The organism is Streptomyces sp. NPDC006134 (assembly GCF_040628835.1).
Classification (GTDB): domain Bacteria; phylum Actinomycetota; class Actinomycetes; order Streptomycetales; family Streptomycetaceae; genus Streptomyces.
Genome location: NZ_JBEXTV010000033.1, coordinates 1 through 20,888, shown reverse-complemented (window position 1 = coordinate 20,888; position 20,888 = coordinate 1). Strand labels below are relative to the sequence as shown.

Here is a 20,888-nt window from a genome sequence, read left to right as displayed (position 1 = left end):
TTGCATAAACGTGCATCGATACGTATAGTCATGCCATCCAGGAGGAGGGTTTCCATGGTGGTACGAGCGGCAGTGGCCGGAGCGAGCGGATACGCGGGCGGAGAACTGCTGCGCCTGCTCCTGGCCCACCCCGAGGTCGAGATCGGCGCCCTGACCGGCAACTCCAACGCGGGGCAGCGGCTGGGCGCGCTCCAGCCGCACCTGCTGCCGCTGGCCGGACGGGTGCTGGAGCCGACCACCCCCGAGGCCCTCGCCGGACACGACGTCGTCTTCCTGGCGCTGCCGCACGGCCAGTCCGCCGCCGTCGCCGAGCGGCTCGGCCCGGACGTGCTGGTCGTCGACATGGGCGCCGACTTCCGGCTGAAGGACGCGGCCGACTGGGAGCGGTTCTACGGCTCCCCGCACGCCGGCACCTGGCCCTACGGCCTGCCCGAACTGCCGGGCGCCCGCGCCGCGCTGGAGGGGTCCAAGCGCATCGCGGTGCCCGGCTGCTACCCGACCGCCGTCTCCCTCGCCCTCTTCCCGGCCTACGCGGCGGGCCTGGCCGAGGCCGAGGCGGTGATCGTCGCCGCGTCCGGCACCTCCGGCGCGGGCAAGGCGCCCAAGCCCCACCTGCTGGGCAGCGAGGTCATGGGCTCGATGTCGCCGTACGGCGTCGGCGGCGTCCACCGGCACACCCCGGAGATGATCCAGAACCTCTCCGCGGCGGCCGGCGAGCCCGTCTCCGTGTCGTTCACGCCGACCCTCGCGCCGATGCCCCGCGGCATCCTCGCCACGTGCAGCGCCAAGGCGCGCGACGGCGTCACCGCGGACTCCGTGCGCGCCGCGTACGAGAAGGCCCTCGCCGACGAGCCCTTCGTCCACCTGCTCCCCGAGGGGCAGTGGCCCGCCACCGCGTCCGTGTACGGTTCCAACGCCGTTCAGGTGCAGGTCGCCCACGACGCGGCCGCGGGCCGCATCATCGCCGTCAGCGCCATCGACAACCTGACCAAGGGCACCGCGGGCGGTGCCGTCCAGAGCATGAACATCGCCCTCGGCCTCCCCGAGGAGCTCGGACTTTCCACGATCGGAGTCGCACCGTGAGCGTCACGGCAGCACAGGGGTTCCGGGCGGCGGGCATCGCCGCCGGGATCAAGGAGAACGGCAGCCCGGACCTGGCCCTCGTGGTCAACGACGGGCCGCGCCGCGCCGCCGCGGGCGTCTTCACCTCCAACCGCGTCAAGGCCGCGCCCGTCCTGTGGTCCGAGCAGGTCCTCAAGAGCGGGCAGCTCGCGGCCGTCGTCCTCAACTCCGGTGGCGCCAACGCCTGCACCGGCCCGCAGGGCTTCCAGGACACCCACGCCACCGCCGAGAAGGCCGCCGAGGTGCTCGGCTGCGGCGCCGGCGAGGTCGCCGTCTGCTCCACCGGCCTCATCGGCGTCCTGCTGCCGATGGACAAGCTGCTGCCCGGCGTCGAGACCGCCGCCGCCCGGCTGTCCGAGCACGGCGGAGAGAAGGCCGCCATCGCCATCAAGACCACCGACACCGTCCACAAGACGTCCGTGGTCACCAAGGACGGCTGGACCGTCGGCGGCATGGCCAAGGGCGCCGGCATGCTCGCGCCGGGCCTGGCCACCATGCTGGTCGTGATCACCACCGACGCCGACCTCGACAGCGCCGTCCTCGACAAGGCGCTGCGCGCCGCCACCAGGGTCACCTTCGACCGCGTCGATTCCGACGGCTGCATGTCCACCAACGACACCGTGCTGCTGCTCGCCTCCGGCGCCTCCGGGATCACCCCCGGATACGCCGAGTTCGCCGAGGCCGTGCGGACCGTCTGCGACGACCTGGGCCGGCAGCTCATCGGCGACGCCGAGGGCGCCAGCAAGGACATCAAGGTCGAGGTCGTGGGCGCCGCGACCGAGGACGACGCCGTCGAGGTGGGCCGCTCCATCGCCCGCAACAACCTCCTCAAGTGCGCCCTCCACGGCGAGGACCCCAACTGGGGCCGGGTGCTCTCCGCCATCGGCACGACCAAGGCCGCCTTCGAGCCCGACCGGCTGAACGTCGCCATCAACGGCGTCTGGGTCTGCAAGAACGGCTCCGTCGGCGAGGACCGCGACAAGGTCGACATGCGCTACCGCGAGGTCCACATCGTCGCCGACCTCGCCGCCGGCACCGAGACCGCCACCATCTGGACCAACGACCTCACCGCCGACTACGTCCACGAGAACAGCGCCTACTCCTCATGAGCGACATGAGCAACGGAACGACGCGCAGACACACCGCGCTCCCCAAGGCCCGCATCCTCATCGAGGCGCTGCCCTGGCTGACCCGCCACCGCGGCAAGACCGTCGTCATCAAGTTCGGCGGCAACGCCATGGTGGACGAGGACCTGAAGGCCGCCTTCGCCCAGGACGTCGTCTTCCTGCACCACGCCGGCCTCAAGCCGGTCGTCGTGCACGGCGGCGGCCCCCAGATCAGCGCCGCGCTCGACCGGCACGGCATCGTCAGCGAGTTCAGGGCGGGCCTGCGCGTCACCACCGAGGACGCCATGGACGTCGTACGGATGGTGCTGGCCGGGCAGGTGCAGCGGGAGCTGGTCGGGCTGCTCAACCGGCACGGCCCGCTCGCCGTCGGCCTCACCGGCGAGGACGCGCACACCATGACCGCCGTCAAGCACCGGCCCGAGATCGACGGCGAGCCCGTCGACATCGGGCGGGTCGGCGAGATCACCGAGATCGACACCGGCGCGATCGAGGCGCTGCTGGCCGACGGCCGCATCCCGGTCGTCTCCTCGATCGCCCGTTCCCAGGACGACGGACATGTCTACAACGTCAATGCTGATACGGCGGCTGCGGCACTCGCTGCGGCACTGGGCGCCGAGACCCTCATGGTCCTCACCGACGTCGAGGGCCTCTACGAGGACTGGCCGCACTCCGACGAGGTGATCAGCCGCCTCACCGCGTCCCAGCTGGAGAAACTCCTGCCGGAGCTGTCCAGCGGCATGGTCCCGAAGATGGAGGGCTGCCTGCACGCCGTACGCAACGGCGTGCACACCGCCCGCGTCATCGACGGCCGGGTCCAGCACTCGATCCTGCTGGAGATCTTCACCGACGAGGGCATCGGCACCATGGTCGTGCCCGACGACAGCGAGCAGACCGAGCAGACCGATCAGAGCGCTCAGGGGGAGTCGTGAGCAACGAGGAACTGACCGCGCGGTGGCAAGGCGCGCTCATGGACAACTACGGCACCCCGCGGCTGCCCCTCGTCCGCGGCGAGGGCGTGAGGCTGTGGGACGCCGACGGCAAGGAGTACCTCGACTTCGTCGGCGGCATCGCGGTCAACGCCCTCGGCCACGCCCACCCGGCGATCGTGGAGGCCGTCAGCCGGCAGATCGCCTCCCTCGGCCACGTCTCCAACCTCTTCGTCGCCGAGCCGCCCGTCGCCCTCGCCGAACGGCTGCTCCAGCTCTTCGGCCGCAGCGGCAAGGTCTTCTTCTGCAACTCCGGCGCCGAGGCCAACGAAGGCGCCTTCAAGATCGGCCGGCTGACCGGACGGACCCGCATGGTCGCCACCCACGGCGGCTTCCACGGCCGCACCATGGGCGCCCTCGCGCTCACCGGCCAGCCCGCCAAGCAGGAGCCCTTCCTGCCGCTGCCCGGCGACGTCACCCACGTGCCCTACGGCGACGCCCAGGCGCTGGCCGCCGCGGTCACCGAGGAGACGGCCCTCGTCGTCATCGAGCCCGTCCAGGGCGAGAACGGCGTCGTCGTCCCGCCCCCCGGCTACCTCAAGGCGGCCCGCGCCATCACCGCCGCCACCGGCTCGCTGCTGGTGCTGGACGAGGTGCAGACCGGCATCGGACGGACCGGGACCTGGTTCGAGTACCAGGCCCACGAGGGCGTCCTGCCCGACGTCGTCACCCTCGCCAAGGGCCTGGGCGGTGGCCTTCCGCTCGGCGCCACCGTCGCCTTCGGCCGCGCCGCCGAGCTGCTCCGGCCGGGCCAGCACGGCACCACCTTCGGCGGCAACCCGGTCGCCTGCGCCGCCGGCCTCGCCGTCCTCGACACCATCGCCCGCGAGGGACTGCTGGACAACGTCAAGCGGCAGAGCGAGAAACTGCGCGGCGGGATCGAGGCGCTGGGCCACCCCCTGGTCGCCCACGTCCGGGGCGCGGGCCTGCTCCTGGGTATCGTGCTCACCGAGCCGCTCGCGCCGCAGGTGCAGCAGGCGGCCCAGGACGCCGGGATCCTCGTGAACGCGCCTGCACCCGATGTCGTACGGCTGATGCCGCCGCTGAATCTCGGCGACGATGCGGTGGGCGCCTTCCTCGGGGCGCTGCCCGGCATCCTGGACGAAGCCCACGGGGACGGACGATCCGGAGAATGAGACGACGATGAGCCAGGCGCAGGACCACGGACAGCACCCCGGGCCTGCCGTGCCGCAGACCCGCACCGCACGCCACCGCCGGATCGTGGACATCCTCAACCGGCAGCCGGTGCGCTCCCAGAGCCAGTTGGCGAAACTCCTCGCCGACGACGGGCTGAGCGTCACGCAGGCGACGCTCTCCCGGGACCTGGACGAGCTGAACGCGGTGAAGATCCGCAACACCGACGGCGACCTCATCTACGCGGTCCCGAGCGAGGGCGGCTTCCGCACCCCGCGCGCGCCGCTGGGGGAGTCGGCCAAGGAGGAGCGGATGCGGCGGCTCTCCCAGGAGCTGCTGATCTCCGCGGAGGCGTCCGCGAACCTCGTGGTCCTGCGCACCCCGCCGGGGGCGGCGCAGTTCCTGGCCTCGGCCATCGACCAGGCGGAGCTGCACGACATCCTCGGGACGATCGCCGGTGACGACACGCTGCTGCTGATCAGCCGGAACCCGGACGGGGGCCAGGCGCTGGCGGACCACCTGCTGCGGCTGGCGCAGAACGGCGGCTGACCGGCCGGTCCCGTCCCTGCCTCAGAGCCCCGAGCAGAAGGAGTCCGATCAGCTCGCGGCGTCCGGTGCCTTGCGAGCGTGCGTGCCAGGCATCGCGAGCCGGGCGCCCCTTCTGTCCGGGGCTCTCAGTACCGCGTGATCGCCGTCGCCCCGCCCGACGTGCCGATGGCGAGGTGCGGCCGGGCCGCCGGGTCGGCCCAGGCCAGGATCCGGCGCATCGCCCCCGCCGGCACCGACACGCACCCCGCCGTCGCCCCCCGCCCGTTCACGTGCAGGAAGATGCCCGCGCCGCGCCCGCGCACCGGACGGTCGTAGTTGAAGCCGACGACGAGCGCGTGCGCGTACTGCGTGCCGTACGTGATGAGGTGCTCGGCCTCGGCGGCGGCGCAGTCGGCCGGGCGGGGCTCGGTCCAGCGGTTGTAGGAGCGGGAGCCGTTGTCCTGGCACCACCAGGAGTCCTGCCGCACCGGGCGGTAGGGGTACGCCGTGCCGCGCGGCGCCGGCGCGATGCCGAAGGCGTACGGCAGGCCGTACAGCCCGGTGGGCGTGGTGTTCGTGCCCTGCCGCCGCGCGGCGCCCTCCACCAGCCCCTTCGCCCCGAAGCGGGCGGGCGCGGAACCGGCCTTCACCCACCGCCCGCCCCGGCGGTCCCACCAGGTGACCGTGCCCGTGGTGGAGCCGGTCCGCGGGGCGACGGCGGTGATCAGCTGACGGCCGCCGCCGGTGTCGGCCATCCGCTCCGGCAAGGGCTTCGCCGGCGGCCCGCCGGCGGGCGCGGCACCGAGCGCGAGGAGGGACGCGGAGACGAGGACGGCGACGACGCCGGGGCGTGCGGGGCGCATGGCTCAGACCGTAGACGGGGGCAGCGGCAACGGCAGCCCGGGAAGTCCGTCCAGGCTGGTCGCTATGTGCTCCTTCTTGGCGAAGTAGGCGCTGAGCGAGGCGTCGTCCTCGCGGGCGAAGCGCTTGCCGTGCAGGTCGCGGTCGTCCTCGTACGTCATGAGGGGGACCGCGTACCCGCAGGAGTCGCGGATCAGCTCGGCCGTCACGACGACGATCGCGCGCAGGCCGTGCCGGGCGGGGTCGATGTCCGGGAAGCGGGCGAGCAGGTCCTTGAAGCGCGGGTCGTCCCTGAGGACCGCCTCGCCGCGGCCGTGCACGCGGACGATGTTCGGCGGGCCCTGGAACGCGCACCACATCAGGGTGATCCGGCCGTTCTCCCGCAGGTGGGCGATGGTCTCGGCGGTGGAGCCGGCGAAGTCGAGGTAGGCCACCGTGCGGTCGTCGAGCACCGCGAAGGAGCCCTTGAGCCCTTTGGGGGAGAGGTTGACCGTGCCGTCGGCGGCCAGGGGCGCCGTGGCGGTGAAGAAGAGGGGCTGGGACTCGATGAAGGTGCGGAGCCGGCCGTCGATGCGCTCATAGGTCTTTCCCATGACTGAGATCGTAGACGTCATTACTTCGCCTGACTAATGAATTCGCCGATCCGCTTCCGCTCTCGCCGGGCGCCTCCGGAGGCGGATTGACGAATCATGCGGACTCCTGCATACTCATGCATATCAGCGAATGCACTGTGAGGAGAACCCCGTGACCGAGCGCGTCGTACTCGCCTACTCCGGCGGTCTGGACACCTCCGTCGCCATCGGCTGGATCGCCGAGGAGACGGGCGCCGAGGTCATCGCCGTTGCGGTCGACGTCGGCCAGGGCGGCGAGGACCTGGACGTCATCCGCAAGCGCGCGCTCGCCTGCGGCGCCGTCGAGGCCGAGGTCGCGGACGCCAGGGACGAGTTCGCCGACGAGTACTGCCTCCCGGCGATCAAGGCCAACGCCCTGTACATGGACCGCTACCCGCTGGTCTCCGCCCTGTCCCGCCCGGTGATCGTCAAGCACCTGGTCGCCGCCGCCCAGAAGCACGGCGCCACCACGGTCGCCCACGGCTGCACCGGCAAGGGCAACGACCAGGTCCGCTTCGAGGCCGGCATCGTCGCCCTCGCCCCCGACCTGAAGTGCATCGCCCCGGTCCGCGACTACGCCATGACCCGCGACAAGGCCATCGCCTTCTGCGAGGAGAAGGGCCTGCCGATCGCGACCACCAAGAAGTCGCCGTACTCCATCGACCAGAACGTCTTCGGCCGGGCCATCGAGACCGGCTTCCTGGAGGACATCTGGAACGCGCCGATCGAGGACATCTACGACTACACCCAGAACCCGGCCCTCCCGCGCGAGGCCGACGAGGTGGTCATCACCTTCGAGCGGGGCGTCCCGGTCGCCATCGACGGCAAGCCCGTCACCGTGCTCCAGGCCATCCAGCAGCTCAACGAGCGCGCCGGCGCCCAGGGCGTGGGCCGGATCGACATGGTCGAGGACCGCCTCGTCGGCATCAAGTCCCGCGAGGTGTACGAGGCGCCGGGCGCGATCGCCCTGATCACCGCCCACCAGGAGCTGGAGAACGTCACCGTCGAGCGCGAACTGGCCCGCTACAAGCGCCAGGTCGAGCAGCGCTGGAGCGAGCTGGTCTACGACGGCCTGTGGTTCTCCCCGCTCAAGCGCGCCCTGGACGGCTTCGTCGAGGAGGCCAACCAGCACGTCTCCGGCGACATCCGGATGACCCTGCACGGCGGTCGCGCGGTCGTCACCGGCCGGCGCTCGCAGTCGTCGCTGTACGACTTCAACCTCGCCACCTACGACACCGGCGACACCTTCGACCAGGCCGCGGCCAAGGGCTTCATCGACATCTACAGCCTGTCGGCGAAGATCGCCGCCAAGCGGGACCTGGCGTAAGAGTCCCGAACAGGAGGGGCGCCCGGCGACCCCTCGCACGCATCAGCTTGGCCGCCGCCTCCCCACTCACCGATCGCTCACGGATCACGCACGGGTGGGGAGGCGGCGGCACATCCGGATCTCCCGCAGACCCTCCCGAGGAGCAACGCAAGTGAGCAGCAACAGCGGTGACGTACGGCTCTGGGGCGGCCGTTTCGCCGACGGTCCCGCCGAGGCCCTGGCGAAGCTGTCCGCCTCCGTCCACTTCGACTGGCGGCTGGCGCCCTACGACATCGCCGGTTCCCGCGCCCACGCGCGCGTGCTCCACAAGGCGGGGCTGCTCACCGAGGACGAGCTGACCCGCATGATCGCCGGGCTCGACGAACTGGAGGCGGACGTCGCCTCCGGCGCCTTCACCGGCACGATCGCCGACGAGGACGTCCACACCGCCCTGGAGCGCGGCCTGCTGGAGCGGCTCGGCCCCGACCTCGGCGGCAAGCTCCGCGCCGGCCGGTCGCGCAACGACCAGGTGGCCACCCTCTTCCGGATGTACCTGCGCGACCACGCCCGGATCATCGGCGGCCTGATCGCCGACCTCCAGGACGCGCTGATCGGCCTCGCCGAGGCCCACCCGGACGTGGCGATGCCCGGCCGCACCCACCTCCAGCACGCCCAGCCGGTGCTCTTCGCCCACCACGTCCTCGCCCACGTCCAGGCCCTGTCCCGGGACGCCGAGCGGCTGCGCCAGTGGGACGAGCGCACGGCCGTGTCGCCGTACGGCTCCGGCGCGCTGGCCGGGTCCTCCCTCGGCCTGGACCCGGAGGCGGTCGCGAAGGACCTCGGCTTCGAGCACGGCAGCGCGGCCAACTCCATCGACGGCACCGCCTCCCGCGACTTCGCCGCCGAGTTCGCCTTCGTCACCGCGATGATCGGGGTGAACCTCTCCCGCATCGCCGAGGAGGTCATCATCTGGAACACGAAGGAGTTCTCCTTCGTGACCCTGCACGACGCCTTCTCCACCGGCTCGTCGATCATGCCGCAGAAGAAGAACCCGGACATCGCCGAGCTCGCGCGCGGCAAGTCCGGCCGCCTGATCGGCAACCTGACCGGCCTCATGGCGACCCTCAAGGCCCTCCCGCTCGCCTACAACCGCGACCTCCAGGAGGACAAGGAGCCGGTCTTCGACTCCATCGACCAGCTGGAGGTCCTGCTGCCGGCCCTCACCGGCATGATGGCCACGCTCACCGTCCACCGCGAGCGGATGGAGGAGCTGGCCCCGGCCGGGTTCTCCCTCGCCACCGACATCGCCGAGTGGCTGGTGAAGCAGGGCGTCCCCTTCCGGGTCGCGCACGAGGTCGCCGGCGAGTGCGTGAAGGCCGCCGAGGCCGAGGGCAAGGAGCTCGACGACCTGACCGACGAGCAGTTCGCCAAGATCTCCCCCCACCTCACCCCCGAGGTCCGCTCGGTCCTGAACGTCCCCGGCGCCCTCGCCTCCCGCAACGGCCGCGGCGGTACGGCGCCGGAGGCCGTCGCCGTCCAGCTCGCCGAGGTCAAGGCGGACGTGGAGCAGCAGCACGCCTGGGCGCGGGCCAAGGGGAGCGCCCGCTAGGACCGGGGAGCGGGGAACGGGGAGCGCCCGCCAGGACCGGGGAGCGGGGAACGGGGAGTGGCGAGCTGCCCGCTCCCCGCACCCGCCACCCCACCGCACGAACCACCCCTGAGGCGAAGGTCATCCCGGGTTACGTTGGTCGGAAACCCTGCCGGACCCGACCCCGGAGCCCGCGATGCCCTTCGCCCGCCTGGCCACCGCCACGACCCCGACCTGCCACATCGGCCTCGGACTCGCCGCCGTCGGCCGCCCGGGCTACATCACCCTCGGCCGCGACACCGACCTCGGAGAGGACCGCGGCGTCGAGGCGCTGCGCAGGCGCACCCACGAGCTCCTCGACGCCGCCTACGCGCAGGGCGTCCGGTACGTCGACGCCGCCCGCTCCTACGGCCGCTCCGAGGAGTTCCTCGCCGAGTGGCTCCGCGCCCGCCCCGAGGCCACCGACGTGGTGGTCGGCAGCAAGTGGGGCTACACCTACACCGCCGGCTGGTCCACCGACGCCGAGCGGCACGAGGTCAAGGACCACAGCGTCGCCGCGTACGAACGCCAGCGCGCCGAGACCGACGCCCTGCTCGGCGACCGGCTCGACCTCTACCAGATCCACTCGGTGACCCCGGACAGCCCCGCCCTCACCGACGAGGACCTGCACGCCCGGCTGGCCGAGGCCGCCGCCCGGGGCGTCAGCGTCGGCTTCTCCACCAGCGGTCCCGCCCAGGCCGACGCCATCCGCGCCGCGCTCGCCGTCACGGTCGGCGGCGAGCCCCTCTTCCGTACCGTCCAGTCGACGTACAACCTGCTGGAGACCTCCGCCGGCCCCGCGCTCGCCGAGGCGCACGACGCCGGGCTCACGGTGATCGTCAAGGAGGGCATGGCCAACGGGCGGCTCGCCGGGCCGCACGCGCCGGACGCCCTGAAGTCCGTGGCCCGGGAGACCGGCATGGGCTGCGACGCGGTCGCCCTCGCGGTGATCCTGCGGCAGCCCTGGGCCGGCGTCGTCCTCTCCGGCGCCGTGACCACCGCCCAGCTCGCCTCCAACCTGCACGCCCCCGCCGTCGACCTGGACGACGGCCACCTTTCCCGGCTGGCCGCTCTCGCCGAGGACCCCCGCGCGTACTGGGAGCGGCGCGGGCAGCTGCCCTGGCACTGACCGCACCCGCCCTGACCAGGCGCTTTGAGTCACACATACTCGTAATGAGACAAGAATGTCTCATGTGGGCTATGGTTGTCTCATGGCTGTCGACCGTGACCACGTGCTGCGCAGTGCCGCGGCCCTGCTGACCCGCAAATCCACCGCGACCATGGACGAGGTCGCCAAGCACGCCGGGATCAGCCGGGCCACCCTGCACCGCCACTTCGCCGGGCGCGACGCGCTCGTGCGCGCGCTGGAGGCGCTGTGCATCGCCGAGTGCGAGGCCGCGGTGGACCGGGCCCGGCCGGACGAGGGCAGCGCGAGCGACGCCGTACGGCGGCTGGTGCGCGAGATCGAGCCCGTCGCCGGACTGCTCGCCTTCCTCTACAGCGAGAGCCAGCTCTTCGAGGGCGGTGCGCAGCACGAGGGCTGGACCCGGCTCGACGCGCGCATGGCCGAGCTGTTCCGGCAGGGCCAGCGAAACGGCGAGTTCCGGATCGACCTCAGCCCGGTCTGGCTCACGGAGGCCCTCTACGGGCTGATCGCCTCGGGCGCCTGGGCCGTACTGGACGGCCGGGTGGCCGCCAAGGACTTCCCCCACATGATCGCCGAGCTGTTGCTCGGCGGTGCGACACGGAGAGAGGAATCATGACCAGCACCCTGCAGCCGGCGCCCACGGCGGAGGTGAAGCGGCCGGGCCGCTGGCTCGCCCTCGCCGTCCTCGTGCTGGCCGTGCTGCTGGTGGCCGTCGACGCGACCGTCCTCGGTCTCGCGACCCCCTACATCAGCGAGGACCTCAGGCCCTCCGGCACCCAGCTGCTGTGGATCGGCGACGTCTACTCGTTCGTCATCGCCGGACTGCTCGTCTCCATGGGCAGCCTCGGCGACCGCATCGGCCGCAAGCGGATCCTGCTCCTCGGCGCGACGGCGTTCGGCGCGGTCTCCGTCCTGAACGCCTACGCGACCACGCCCGAGCTGATGATCCTGGCCCGGGCCCTGCTCGGGGTCGCGGGCGCCACCCTGATGCCGGCCACCCTCGCCCTGATCCGCAACCTCTTCCACGACCCGCGCGAGCGCAGCCTCGCCGTCGGCATCTGGGGCGCCACCGCCTCCGCCGGCACGGCGGTCGGCCCGATCGCCGGCGGATTCCTGCTGGAGCACTTCTGGTGGGGGTCGGTCTTCCTGATCAACCTGCCGGTGATGGCGGTCCTCGTCCTCGTCGGCGTCAAGATGCTGCCGGAGTCCCGCAATCCGGACCCGGGCCCCTGGGACCTGCCCAGCGTCCTGCTGTCGCTGGCCGGTGTGGTCGGCGTCGTGTACGCGGTCAAGGAGACCGCCGCACACGGCTTCGCGTGGGCCACGCTCGCCGCGGGCCTGCTGGGCGCCGCCGCCCTGTACGGGTTCGTCCGCCGTCAGTTCACCCTGCCGGCCCCGCTGCTGGACATGCGGCTGTTCCGCAACCGCGGCTTCAGCGGCGCCGTCCTGGCCGACCTGCTGACCATCCTGGGCCTGTCCGGCCTGGTGTTCTTCCTCTCCCAGTACCTGCAACTCGTGCAGGGCAGGCGGCCGTTCGAGGCGGGGCTGGCCGAACTGCCCGCCGCCGTCGGCGCGGTGGCGGCCGGTCTGATCGCGGGCCGCGCGGCCCGGCGCTTCTCGGTGCGGGCCGTGGTCTCCGGCGGACTCGCCGCGGTCGGCACGGCGCTCGCCGCGCTGACCGTCATCGGCCAGTCCACCGGCTACCCGCTGCTGGGCGCGGCGCTGCTGGTCGTCGGCGTCGGCGCCGGGTTCTCGTTCACCGTCACCGCCGACGTGATCCTCTCCAGCGTGCCCAAGGAGCAGGCGGGCGCCGCCTCCGCGGTCTCCGAGACGGCGTACGAGCTCGGCGCGGCCCTCGGCATCGCCCTGCTCGGCTCGATCGTCACCGGCGTGTACCGGGACTTCACCGGCCCGGCGGGCACCCCGGCCGCGGCCCACGAGTCGCTGGGCGGAGCCGTGGAGGCGGCCGCCCGCCTGCCCGCCCCCACGGCGTCGGCGATGCTGGACGCGGCCCGGCAGTCCTTCGTCGACGGCCTGGCCCTCGCGGCGGGCGCCGGCGCGGTGGTCCTGCTGGCGGCGTCCGTGGCGGCCTGGTTCCTGCTGCGCGGGCAGAAGCTGGAGGACGGCGTCGAGCACGGGTGACCGTGCGGCCGCCCCGAGGGCCCGCCCCACGCACCGGGACCCGCCTCCGCCGGGGCGGGGCCCGATGCGCGGGTGCGTGGGTGCGTCGGTACGTGGGTGCGCCTGGAGGTTTGGGCCGGAAGGCGGGTCCTGATACGCGGGTGCGTCCGGGGCTCGGGCCGGAGGGCGGGTCCCGGTACGCGGGGAGGGCCCGGGGCTCGGGCCGGGAGGCGGGTCCCGGTACGCGGGGAGGGCCCGGGGCTCGGGCCGGGAGGCGGGTCCCGGCGGGGGCGCGCCCGGCGGCCCGGTCCGCGGAGTGCGCCCGGTGCGGGACGGGCGGAACCGCGGTGCGGCCCCGAGGGCGGGTGCCGGACACGGCGACGGCGGGCCGCCCGGGAGGCGGCCCGCCGTCGCCGTGTGCCCGGTGCCGGCGCGCTACGCGGCCTTCTTCGCCTTCGTGGCGTACATGTCCACGTACTCCTGCCCCGACAGCCGCATGACCTCCGCCATCACGGAGTCGGTCACCGCCCGCAGCACGTACCGGTCGCGGTCCATGCCCTCGTACCGCGAGAACTCCATCGCCTCGCCGAAGCGGACCGTGACCTTGCCCGGCCGCGGGATGCCCCGGCCGCCGGGCTGGAGCTTGTCGGTGCCGATCATCGCGAACGGCACCACGGGCGCGCCGGTCATCAGGGTGAGCCGGGCGATGCCCGTACGGCCGCGGTAGAGGCGGCCGTCGGGGGAGCGGGTGCCCTCGGGGTAGATGCCGAACACCCGGCCCTCCTCCAGCACCCGGCGTCCGGTCATCAGCGCCGCCACACCGCCGTTCGCGCCGTCCCGGTCCACGGGGATCATGCCGACGCCGGTGAAGAACCACGCCATCAGCCGGCCCTTGAGGCCCTTGCCGGTGACGTACTCGTCCTTGCCGATGAAGACCACCTGGCGCTTGGTGACCAGGGGCAGGACGATCGAGTCGATGAACGTCAGATGGTTGCCGGCCATGATCACCGGGCCGTCGGCCGGGATGTGCTCCGCGCCCTCCACCTGTGGGCGGAACATCAGGCGCATGATCGGACCGAGCACTGCCTTGATGAGCGCGAAGCGGGACAACGGGCCCTCCGGTTGTCAAGAGAGTGTCGAGCGGTGTCGAGCGGTGTCTGGGGTACGTCGAGGAACGCGGTGCGAGTCTGTGCAGGTGAGGACATTACTCGCGGTCCATGGGGCGACGCACGTCGGGTTCACCGAGGTCTTACGCACTGTTGACGCGCGTTCACCTGCGGGGCCGCGCCGTCACACGGCGGCAACCCGGCCGGAACGATGTGAGGCACGTCGCGTCCCCAGGGCGTGAGCCCGCGGTGTCCGTCGTGGCCGTCCTCGTCGCCGTCCGCGTACCCCGTCCCGCCGCGGTCAAGCCGACGAACCGTCAGACACCGCCGCGCGTACGCCATCCCCCGTCACCCCGGTGTTCCCTCAGGGGTCTCCCGTCCGTCACGTGCGCGCCCCTACGATCGGCGCGCACCGCAGGAGCCGACGGCAGGAGGGCGCTCATGGGAACGCAGGAGACGGACGAGCGGGCGGGCGGAACCGGGCGGCGGGCGCTCCTCGGCGCGGCCGTGCTCGGCGCGGGCGGAGCCGTCCTCGGTCTGCCCGGCACGGCGAGAGCCGCCGGCACCCGGCACGGCGGCACCGGCCTGAAGGGGCTGCCCGTCCCGACGGTCATCGGGCACCGGGGCGCCAGCGGCCACCGGCCCGAGCACACTCTCGGCGCCTACCAGCTGGCCCTGGACATGGGCGCCGACATCGTCGAGGCCGGCGACCTGGTCCCCACCCGGGACGGCCACCTCGTCTGCCGCCACGAACCCGAGATCGGCGGCACCACGGACGTCGCGGACCACCCCGAGTTCGCCGGCCGCAGGCGGACCAAGACGCTCGACGGCGTGGCCACCACCGGCTGGTTCACCGAGGACTTCACCCTCGCCGAGCTCAAGACGCTCCGCGCCACCGAGCGCATCCCCGCCAACCGCCCCCACAACACCCTGTACGACGGCCGCTGGGAGATCCCCACCTTCGAAGAGGTGCTCCGCTGGCAGGACGAGCAGACCCGGCGGCGCGGCAAGCAGGTCTGGATCTACCCCGAGCTCAAGCACCCCACCTACTTCCGCAAGCTGGGCCTCGGCCTGGAGGAGCGGGTCGCCCGCGCCCTGCGCAGGCACGGCAAGGACGGGAAGCACTCGCCGGTCGTCCTGCAGTCCTTCGAGCCGACCAGCGTCCGGCGCCTGGCCGGGCTCGTCGGCAACCCGCTGGTCGTGCTGCTGTCCGGCGCCGGCACCCGCCCCTGGGACTTCGTCGAGACGGGCGACCCGCGCACGGTCGCCGACCTCGTCACCCCCGAGGGCCTGAAGGAGATCGCCTCCTACGCCCGGGGCATCGGCCCGACCCTCGACCTGGTCGTCCCGCGTGACTCCGCCGGCCGTCTGAAGGAGCCGACCACCCTCGTCCGCGACGCCCACCGGGCGGGCCTGCTCGTGCACCCGTACACCCTGCGCAACGAGAACCCCTTCCTGCCCGCGGACTTCCGCAAGGGCACCGATCCCGACGCCTACGGCGACGTCTTCGGCGCCTACCGGGCCTACTTCGCCACCGGCATCGACGGCATCTTCACCGACCACCCGGACACCGGGCTGCTGGCCCGTGAGGACTTCGTCAACCGCTGAGCCCGACGACCCCCGGTCGGGTGACCTTCCGGCCGTCCGGGCAACTCCCGCCCGGACGGCCGGGTCATAGCGCATATGACGCACGACCTGGTCGCCGCCCTGCGCCCGCTGCTCACCGCCGAGGCCTCCGCGGAGGCATATGCCTCCGGGGCCGAACCCGGCGACCTGGAACAGGCGGTCTGGCTCCGCCTCCTGGAGCGACTGAAGGCCGACGGCCCACCCCGCGACCCCCACGGCTGGCTGCGCAACGCGGTCCGCTCCGAGGTGCGCCGCAGCCGCCGCACCGCCCGTCTCGAACGGCCGTACGAGGTCGAGCCCGCCGACGACTCCGCCCGCGACCCCGAGGTGCTCGCTCTGGCCGCCGCCCGCCGCCGGGCCCTGCGCGAGGCGGTGCGCCGCCTGCCCGGCCGCTGTCCCCGGCTGATGGAGGCCCTGCTGTCCCCGAAGGACCTGACATACCGGGAAATCGCGGGGGAGTTGGGTATCTCACAGGGCAGTCTTGGGCCGGAACGCTCCAGATGTCTGGGATGTCTGCGGCGCCTGCTCGCCCCGGAGGTTGCGGTCCGCTGACGACGGGGATAGGAGTGGGGGACGACAGGCGATCAGATGAGCGGGAGGCGTGCGCACATGGGCATGAGCGTGACCATCTCTGCGGCGACCGAGCAGGATGCCGAACAGATCTTCCGGCTGCAGTACCTCTGCTTCCAGAGCGAGGCGGCGCTGTACGGCAACTACCGCATCGACCCGCTCGTCCAGACCCTGGACTCCGTCCGCGAGGAGGTCGCCCGGGACTGCGTCTTCGTGGCGCGGCTCGGCGACGAGGTGGTCGGCTCGGTGCGCGGCCGGGTGACCGAGGACGGCGCCGCGTCCATCGGCAAGCTCTGCGTCCACCCTCGCCTCCAGGGGCACGGCATCGGCGCCCGCCTGCTCAGGGCGGCCGAGTCGGCCCTCGCCGAGGAGCGCGGCGCCACGCGCTTCCGTCTTCACACGGGACACCGCAGCGAGGGCAGTCTGCGCCTGTACCGCCGCGTCGGCTACGAGACGGTCGGCACCGCGCGGGGCGCGGACGGCGTCCCGATGGTCGTGCTGGAGAAACGCGCGGAGACGTACGCGACGACGGCCTGACCTCCGGGCCGGGCCGGGCTGCCGGGCCCCGGCCGCTCAGCCGGCGGCGGCCCGCCGCTGCCGGCGCGCGCCCTTGCGCAGCCAGTACAGGGCGGACAGCGGCAGCAGCACGGGGATGAAGACGTAGCCCATCCCGTAGTCCGACCACACGGTCGCGTCCGGGAAGGCCGACGGATCGGCCAGGGTCCAGGTGCCCACGGTCACCACCCCCACCAGCTCGGCGGCGCAGCACACCAGCGCCGCCCTGCGGGCCCTCTCGCCGCCGCGCACCAGGGAGTACGTGATGAAGCCGTACACCAGCCCGGCCACCGCCGACAGGGAGTATGCGAGCGGCGCCCGGTCGAACTCGGTGGCGATCTGGTAGACGGAACGCGACACCGCGCCCACGACCATCACGCCGTACAGCCAGACGAGCAGAATCCCGGGGCCGCCGACGAGACGCGTCCGCGCCGGCTCCTCCCGCGTGTCCCGCGCATCCTGCGTGGCCGCCATCTCAGCCTCCCCAGATGTCGTAGAGCCGCACTTCCAGCACGGCCAGGACCACACCGCCGGCCGCGACCGTCACCGAGCCCCAGCGGGTGCGCTCGGCCAGCGACATGAACCCCGCCGCCGGGATGCAGGCGAAGGCCCCCAGCAGATACGCCACGAAGATCGTCGTGCCCTGCTCCGGCTTCTCGCCCCGCGCCAGCTGCACGATGCCGACCGCCAGCTGGCCCAGGGCCAGCAGCGTCACCACGGCCATCCCGATGAAGTGCCAGTCCTTCGTCGGCTGATCACGGTAGGCCGCCCAGCCGCACCATGCGGCGAGCAGCAGCGCGGCGACGCCGGTCGCCAGCGTCAGGACGTCAAGCATGGCAGCGACCCTATTACGGCCCGAAAGGTCCCCGGTGCCCGGCCCCGGCCCGATCCCTGCCCTGGTCCGATCCGGGCCCGTTCCCGGCGGCGGCCCGATCCCGCCCCGGCCCCGGCCCCGGACTCGATCCCGGTGGCGGCCCGCGCCCGGAGACCGACGGCCCGCGCCCGGGGAGCGACGGTCTGCGCCCGGGGAGGGGACGGCCCGTGCCCGGGGGCCGGCGACCGTGGCGTTGGCCACAACCCGCCTCGCCCGCCCCTTCGGCGCGGGGCCGGCGGGCGGGCGCCCGCCGCCCCATCGATCCTGGTCGTCACCGGGAGGCAGGCGCGCGCCGTCCGTTCCCGGCGCCCGCCCGCCGATATGCCCGGTGTCCACATTGCGGACAGCGGTGTCCGGTCGTGTCCATACGTCTGCTTTACTGATCGCATGACCACGACGAGCGACCGCACCCCTGCGACCGAGGCGACCATGACGCCCGGTGCTCGTTGTCTGTGTATGCGTCGAATGTGCGCCTTCTAGAGGGCCCCTGCACCATCCGAGCCTCGCGCCCCGAAGCGAGTGCCGCTCGCGTCCGCCGTCGCGCCCCGCGCGGGCGACCGAGCCGCCCCCACTGCCGGACGGCAGGGGGGTGCCCCCCTCGCGCACACGTTTCTCCCCGGTTCGACCGCCCTGGCGAGAACCGTGCCGCGTTCCGAAGACCCCCGAAGAACAACGCCCGTGCCGGCGCCCACGCACGCGCCGCGCACTCGACAGTGACGGAAACCCACGTGATCACCACCACGGGCCTCACCAAGGTCTACCGCTCGCGCGGCCGTGAGGTCACCGCCCTCGACGGCGTCGACCTGCACGTCCGTGAAGGCGAGGTGTACGGCGTCATCGGCCAGTCCGGTGCCGGCAAGTCCTCGCTCATCCGCTGCATCAACCTCCTGGAGCGCCCCACCTCCGGCACGGTCACCGTCGCCGGGCAGGACCTCACCGCGCTCGCCGGCCGCGGACCCAGGGCCGGCCGGGAACTGCGGCAGGCGCGCAGCCGTATCGGCATGGTCTTCCAGCACTTCAACCTGCTGTCCACCCGGACCGTGCAGGACAACGTCGAACTGCCCCTGGAGATCCTCGGCGTCTCGGGCAGGGAACGGTCCCGCAAGGCGCTGGACCTGCTCGACCTGGTCGGCCTCGCCGACAAGGCCAGGGCCTACCCCGCCCAGCTCTCCGGCGGCCAGAAGCAGCGCGTCGGCATCGCCCGCGCCCTGGCCGGCGACCCCAAGGTGCTGCTGTCCGACGAGGCCACCAGCGCCCTGGACCCGGAGACCACCCGCTCCATCCTGACGCTGCTGCGCGACCTGAACCGGCAGCTCGGCCTGACCGTCCTGCTCATCACCCACGAGATGGACGTCGTCAAGACCATCTGCGACTCGGCCGCCCTCATGGACAAGGGCCGCATCGTCGAGTCCGGCACCGTGAGCGAACTGCTCGCCACCCCGGGCTCCGAGCTGGCCGCCGCGCTGTTCCCGGTCGGCGGGGAGCCCTCCGCCGACGACCGCACCGTCCTCGACGTCACCTTCCACGGCGAGGCCGCCACCCAGCCGGTCATCTCCCAGCTCGCCCGCACCTACAACATCGACATATCGATCCTCGGTGCCGCCATCGACACCGTCGGCGGCCTCCAGATCGGCCGGATGCGCCTGGAACTGCCCGGCCGCTACGAGGACAACGTCGTACCGGTCGGCTTCCTGCGCGAACAGGGCCTGCAGGTCGACGTGATCGACACGGCCGCCGCGGCCGGTGCGGCGGCCGTCGCGGCCGACGCGGTGAAGGACGACCAGCCCGTGCCGGCGAAGGAAGGTGCCAAGTGACCTGGTCCGAGATGCAGCCGCTGCTGGAACAGGCGTGTCGGGAGACGCTCGTCATGGTCGGCTGGTCCACCGTGATCGCCGTCGTCGCCGGCCTCCCGATCGGCGTCCTGCTCGTCCTCACCGACAAGGGCGGCCTGCTGCAGAACACCGTGGTGAACAAGGTCGTCGGGCAGATCGTGAACGTCGGCCGCTCGATGCCGTTCATCATCCTCATGGTCGCGCTGATGAACTTCACCCGCTGGATCACCGGCACCACCATCGGCAGCGAGGCCGCGATCGTGCCGCTCGCCATCGGCGGCATCCCCTTCTTCGCCCGCCTGGTGGAGACGGCCGTCCGCGAGGTGGACAACGGCCTCGTCGAGGCCGTCCAGGCCATGGGCGGCAACACCTGGACGATCGTCCGCAAGGTCCTCGTCCCCGAGGCGCTCCCGTCGCTGATCGCCAGCACCACCACCACGGTCATCGCCCTCATCGGCTACTCGGCGATGGCCGGCACCGTCGGCGGCGGCGGCCTCGGCGACCTCGCCGTCCGCTACGGCTACCAGCGCTTCGAGACCGGCCTGATGTGGATCACCGTGGCGATCCTCGCCGTCGTCATCTCCCTCATCCAGTTCGCCGGCGACTACGCCGCCCGCACCCTGCACCGCCGCGGCGGCCGCTCGGGCCCCGCGCCCAGGCTGCGGCTGCTGAAGGCCAAGGAGCCCGCGGCGGCCGACATCCAGAAGGTCGCGTAACCGCCGGGCACCTCCCACGGACTCCCCGTTCCCGCCGCAACCGTGGACACGGGGTCGCACCACCCACAAGGAAAGGCACTTTTCGTGCGTAACACCGCCAAGATCACCACCGCCGTCCTCGCCGTCTCGGCCCTCACCCTCGGGCTGACCGCCTGCGGCTCGGACAAGGACTCCGCCTCCGACACCTCGGGACCGCTGGTCGTCGCCGCGACCCCCGTCCCGCACGCCGAGATCCTCACCTACGTCAAGGACAACCTGGCGAAGAAGGAGGGCCTCGACCTGGAGGTCAAGGAGTTCACCGACTACGTCACGCCGAACACGGCGACGGAGGACGGCTCGGTGGGCGCCAACTACTTCCAGACCGAGCCGTACCTGGCGGACTTCAACAAGAAGAACGGCACCCACCTGAAGTCCGTCGCCTCGGTGCACCTGGAGCCGCTCGGCCTGTACTCCAAGAAGGCCGACAAGCCCGGCGACCTGAAGAACGGTGCGACCATCGCCGTCCCCAACGACACCGTGACCGAGGCCCGCGCCCTGCAGCTGCTCGCCGCCAACGGGCTGCTCACCCTCAAGGACGGCGTCGGCACCGAGGCCACCCCCGCCGACATCGTCGAGAACCCCAAGAACCTCAAGTTCAAGGAGCTGGAGGCGGCCCAGACCCCGCGCTCCCTGAACGACGTCGACGCGGCCGTCATCAACGGCAACTACGCCCTGGAGGCGGACCTCAAGCCCGCGAAGGACGCCCTCGTCCTGGAGTCCGCCGAGAAGAACCCGAACGTCAACCTCCTCGTGGTCAAGGAGGGCAACGAGGACGACCCGCGCGTGAAGAAGCTCGCCAAGCTCCTCACCTCCCCCGAGGTGAAGAAGTTCATCGAGGACAAGTACGCCGGGTCCGTGATCGCCTCCTTCTGACCCGCCGCCTCGCCACACACGGGGTCGGCTCCGCCCGGCGGAGCCCCCCCCCGGGGGGGGGTGGGGGGGGTCAATATGGGTTGGTGGGGGGTGAGCAGGGCCGCGAGGTGCAGAAGGCCCCCAAGGT

General features: G+C 72.6%; 21 protein-coding genes. 16 read left to right on the top strand and 5 right to left on the bottom strand.

What is annotated here, in order from left to right; genetic code table 11:
- Positions 1-54: 54 nt before the first annotated feature.
- The 5 genes from argC to ABZ340_RS21760 are packed head-to-tail and all read left to right on the top strand — an operon-like array spanning position 55 to position 4,918.
- Positions 55-1,083: an N-acetyl-gamma-glutamyl-phosphate reductase gene (gene argC, locus ABZ340_RS21780; RefSeq protein WP_358783450.1), complete on the top strand. Its 1,029-nt coding sequence runs from the start codon at positions 55-57 to the stop codon at positions 1,081-1,083.
- Positions 1,080-2,231 (top strand): bifunctional glutamate N-acetyltransferase/amino-acid acetyltransferase ArgJ, encoded by a 1,152-nt coding sequence (gene argJ, locus ABZ340_RS21775; protein WP_358783449.1) that lies wholly within the window; start codon positions 1,080-1,082, stop codon positions 2,229-2,231. Before argC ends, argJ begins: the two co-directional genes overlap by 4 nt.
- 5 nt (positions 2,232-2,236) lie before the next feature.
- Complete coding sequence (argB, locus tag ABZ340_RS21770; protein WP_358783448.1) at positions 2,237-3,178, top strand: acetylglutamate kinase; 942 nt, start codon at positions 2,237-2,239, stop codon at positions 3,176-3,178.
- Positions 3,175-4,371, top strand: coding sequence for an acetylornithine transaminase (locus ABZ340_RS21765; protein ID WP_358783447.1), 1,197 nt, complete (start codon positions 3,175-3,177; stop codon positions 4,369-4,371). Before argB ends, ABZ340_RS21765 begins: the two co-directional genes overlap by 4 nt.
- Before the next feature lie 7 nt (positions 4,372-4,378).
- On the top strand, positions 4,379-4,918 hold the full coding sequence (locus ABZ340_RS21760) for an arginine repressor (RefSeq protein ID WP_044380253.1): 540 nt from the start codon (positions 4,379-4,381) through the stop codon (positions 4,916-4,918).
- A 125-nt stretch (positions 4,919-5,043) separates the two neighbouring features.
- Here the strand turns inward: ABZ340_RS21760 and ABZ340_RS21755 are convergent, their stop codons facing one another.
- Together ABZ340_RS21755 and ABZ340_RS21750 are read right to left on the bottom strand one after the other, a co-directional pair.
- Positions 5,044-5,760, bottom strand: a complete 717-nt coding sequence (locus ABZ340_RS21755) for a L,D-transpeptidase family protein (protein WP_358783446.1) — start codon at positions 5,758-5,760, stop codon at positions 5,044-5,046.
- Positions 5,761-5,763: 3 nt separating this feature from the next.
- Positions 5,764-6,351 carry a pyridoxamine 5'-phosphate oxidase family protein gene (locus ABZ340_RS21750; protein ID WP_358783445.1) on the bottom strand — a complete coding sequence of 196 codons (588 nt, stop codon included), beginning with the start codon at positions 6,349-6,351 and terminating at the stop codon, positions 5,764-5,766.
- A gap of 151 nt (positions 6,352-6,502) precedes the next feature.
- Between ABZ340_RS21750 and ABZ340_RS21745 the strand changes: the two genes are divergently transcribed.
- From ABZ340_RS21745 to ABZ340_RS21725, 5 genes are all read left to right on the top strand, one after another.
- Entirely contained in the window at positions 6,503-7,696 is a 1,194-nt protein-coding gene (locus ABZ340_RS21745) for an argininosuccinate synthase (RefSeq protein WP_358783444.1), read from the top strand.
- Between the two features lie 151 nt (positions 7,697-7,847).
- Complete coding sequence (gene argH, locus ABZ340_RS21740; RefSeq protein ID WP_358783443.1) at positions 7,848-9,284, top strand: argininosuccinate lyase; 1,437 nt, start codon at positions 7,848-7,850, stop codon at positions 9,282-9,284.
- A gap of 175 nt (positions 9,285-9,459) precedes the next feature.
- On the top strand, positions 9,460-10,431 hold the full coding sequence (locus tag ABZ340_RS21735; protein WP_358783442.1) for an aldo/keto reductase: 972 nt from the start codon (positions 9,460-9,462) through the stop codon (positions 10,429-10,431).
- 82 nt (positions 10,432-10,513) lie between these two features.
- Positions 10,514-11,065, top strand: a complete 552-nt coding sequence (locus ABZ340_RS21730; RefSeq protein ID WP_358783441.1) for a helix-turn-helix domain-containing protein — start codon at positions 10,514-10,516, stop codon at positions 11,063-11,065.
- Positions 11,062-12,591: an MFS transporter gene (locus tag ABZ340_RS21725; RefSeq protein ID WP_358783440.1), complete on the top strand. Its 1,530-nt coding sequence runs from the start codon at positions 11,062-11,064 to the stop codon at positions 12,589-12,591. Before ABZ340_RS21730 ends, ABZ340_RS21725 begins: the two co-directional genes overlap by 4 nt.
- A 414-nt stretch (positions 12,592-13,005) precedes the next feature.
- Here the strand turns inward: ABZ340_RS21725 and ABZ340_RS21720 are convergent, their stop codons facing one another.
- Positions 13,006-13,680 (bottom strand): lysophospholipid acyltransferase family protein, encoded by a 675-nt coding sequence (locus ABZ340_RS21720; protein ID WP_358783439.1) that lies wholly within the window; start codon positions 13,678-13,680, stop codon positions 13,006-13,008.
- Between the two features lie 437 nt (positions 13,681-14,117).
- Between ABZ340_RS21720 and ABZ340_RS21715 the strand changes: the two genes are divergently transcribed.
- The 3 genes from ABZ340_RS21715 (at position 14,118) to ABZ340_RS21705 (ending at position 16,409) form a co-directional block, all read left to right on the top strand.
- Entirely contained in the window at positions 14,118-15,284 is a 1,167-nt protein-coding gene (locus ABZ340_RS21715) for a glycerophosphodiester phosphodiesterase (protein ID WP_358783438.1), read from the top strand.
- 75 nt (positions 15,285-15,359) lie between these two features.
- The gene (locus tag ABZ340_RS21710; RefSeq protein ID WP_358783437.1) at positions 15,360-15,854 is read left to right on the top strand and encodes a sigma-70 family RNA polymerase sigma factor; all 495 of its coding nucleotides are present in this window, start codon (positions 15,360-15,362) and stop codon (positions 15,852-15,854) included.
- 57 nt (positions 15,855-15,911) lie between these two features.
- The gene (locus ABZ340_RS21705) at positions 15,912-16,409 is read left to right on the top strand and encodes a GNAT family N-acetyltransferase (RefSeq protein WP_358783505.1); all 498 of its coding nucleotides are present in this window, start codon (positions 15,912-15,914) and stop codon (positions 16,407-16,409) included.
- 36 nt (positions 16,410-16,445) lie between these two features.
- Here ABZ340_RS21705 and ABZ340_RS21700 read toward each other — a convergent pair whose 3' ends face one another.
- Together ABZ340_RS21700 and ABZ340_RS21695 are read right to left on the bottom strand one after the other, a co-directional pair.
- Positions 16,446-16,901, bottom strand: coding sequence for a hypothetical protein (locus tag ABZ340_RS21700; RefSeq protein WP_358783436.1), 456 nt, complete (start codon positions 16,899-16,901; stop codon positions 16,446-16,448).
- Between the two features lies 1 nt (position 16,902).
- Positions 16,903-17,262: a hypothetical protein gene (locus tag ABZ340_RS21695; RefSeq protein WP_358783435.1), complete on the bottom strand. Its 360-nt coding sequence runs from the start codon at positions 17,260-17,262 to the stop codon at positions 16,903-16,905.
- A 767-nt stretch (positions 17,263-18,029) separates the two neighbouring features.
- On the opposite strand from ABZ340_RS21695, the gene ABZ340_RS21690 reads away from it, so the two are divergent.
- From ABZ340_RS21690 to ABZ340_RS21680, 3 genes are all read left to right on the top strand, one after another.
- A complete protein-coding gene (locus ABZ340_RS21690; RefSeq protein WP_358783434.1) occupies positions 18,030-19,115 on the top strand; it encodes an ATP-binding cassette domain-containing protein in 1,086 nt (361 codons plus the stop codon).
- Positions 19,112-19,849, top strand: a complete 738-nt coding sequence (locus tag ABZ340_RS21685; protein WP_358783433.1) for a methionine ABC transporter permease — start codon at positions 19,112-19,114, stop codon at positions 19,847-19,849. The genes ABZ340_RS21690 and ABZ340_RS21685 overlap by 4 nt, the downstream gene beginning before the upstream one ends.
- An 84-nt stretch (positions 19,850-19,933) precedes the next feature.
- Complete coding sequence (locus tag ABZ340_RS21680; protein ID WP_358783432.1) at positions 19,934-20,761, top strand: MetQ/NlpA family ABC transporter substrate-binding protein; 828 nt, start codon at positions 19,934-19,936, stop codon at positions 20,759-20,761.
- Positions 20,762-20,888 lie beyond the last annotated feature (127 nt).

Excerpts from the sequence above, each read along its gene's own strand:
- ABZ340_RS21755 (WP_358783446.1), bottom strand. The coding sequence starts at position 5,760 with ATGCGCCCCGCACGCCCCGGCGTCGTCGCCGTCCTCGTCTCCGCGTCC.
- ABZ340_RS21705 (WP_358783505.1), top strand. The coding sequence starts at position 15,912 with ATGGGCATGAGCGTGACCATCTCTGCGGCGACCGAGCAGGATGCCGAA.
- ABZ340_RS21760 (WP_044380253.1), top strand. The coding sequence starts at position 4,379 with ATGAGCCAGGCGCAGGACCACGGACAGCACCCCGGGCCTGCCGTGCCG.
- ABZ340_RS21725 (WP_358783440.1), top strand. The coding sequence starts at position 11,062 with ATGACCAGCACCCTGCAGCCGGCGCCCACGGCGGAGGTGAAGCGGCCG.
- argC (WP_358783450.1), top strand. The coding sequence starts at position 55 with ATGGTGGTACGAGCGGCAGTGGCCGGAGCGAGCGGATACGCGGGCGGA.
- ABZ340_RS21695 (WP_358783435.1), bottom strand. The coding sequence starts at position 17,262 with ATGCTTGACGTCCTGACGCTGGCGACCGGCGTCGCCGCGCTGCTGCTC.
- ABZ340_RS21700 (WP_358783436.1), bottom strand. The coding sequence starts at position 16,901 with ATGGCGGCCACGCAGGATGCGCGGGACACGCGGGAGGAGCCGGCGCGG.
- argB (WP_358783448.1), top strand. The coding sequence starts at position 2,237 with ATGAGCAACGGAACGACGCGCAGACACACCGCGCTCCCCAAGGCCCGC.
- ABZ340_RS21735 (WP_358783442.1), top strand. The coding sequence starts at position 9,460 with ATGCCCTTCGCCCGCCTGGCCACCGCCACGACCCCGACCTGCCACATC.
- ABZ340_RS21715 (WP_358783438.1), top strand. The coding sequence starts at position 14,118 with ATGGGAACGCAGGAGACGGACGAGCGGGCGGGCGGAACCGGGCGGCGG.
- ABZ340_RS21730 (WP_358783441.1), top strand. The coding sequence starts at position 10,514 with ATGGCTGTCGACCGTGACCACGTGCTGCGCAGTGCCGCGGCCCTGCTG.
- ABZ340_RS21710 (WP_358783437.1), top strand. The coding sequence starts at position 15,360 with ATGACGCACGACCTGGTCGCCGCCCTGCGCCCGCTGCTCACCGCCGAG.
- ABZ340_RS21750 (WP_358783445.1), bottom strand. The coding sequence starts at position 6,351 with ATGGGAAAGACCTATGAGCGCATCGACGGCCGGCTCCGCACCTTCATC.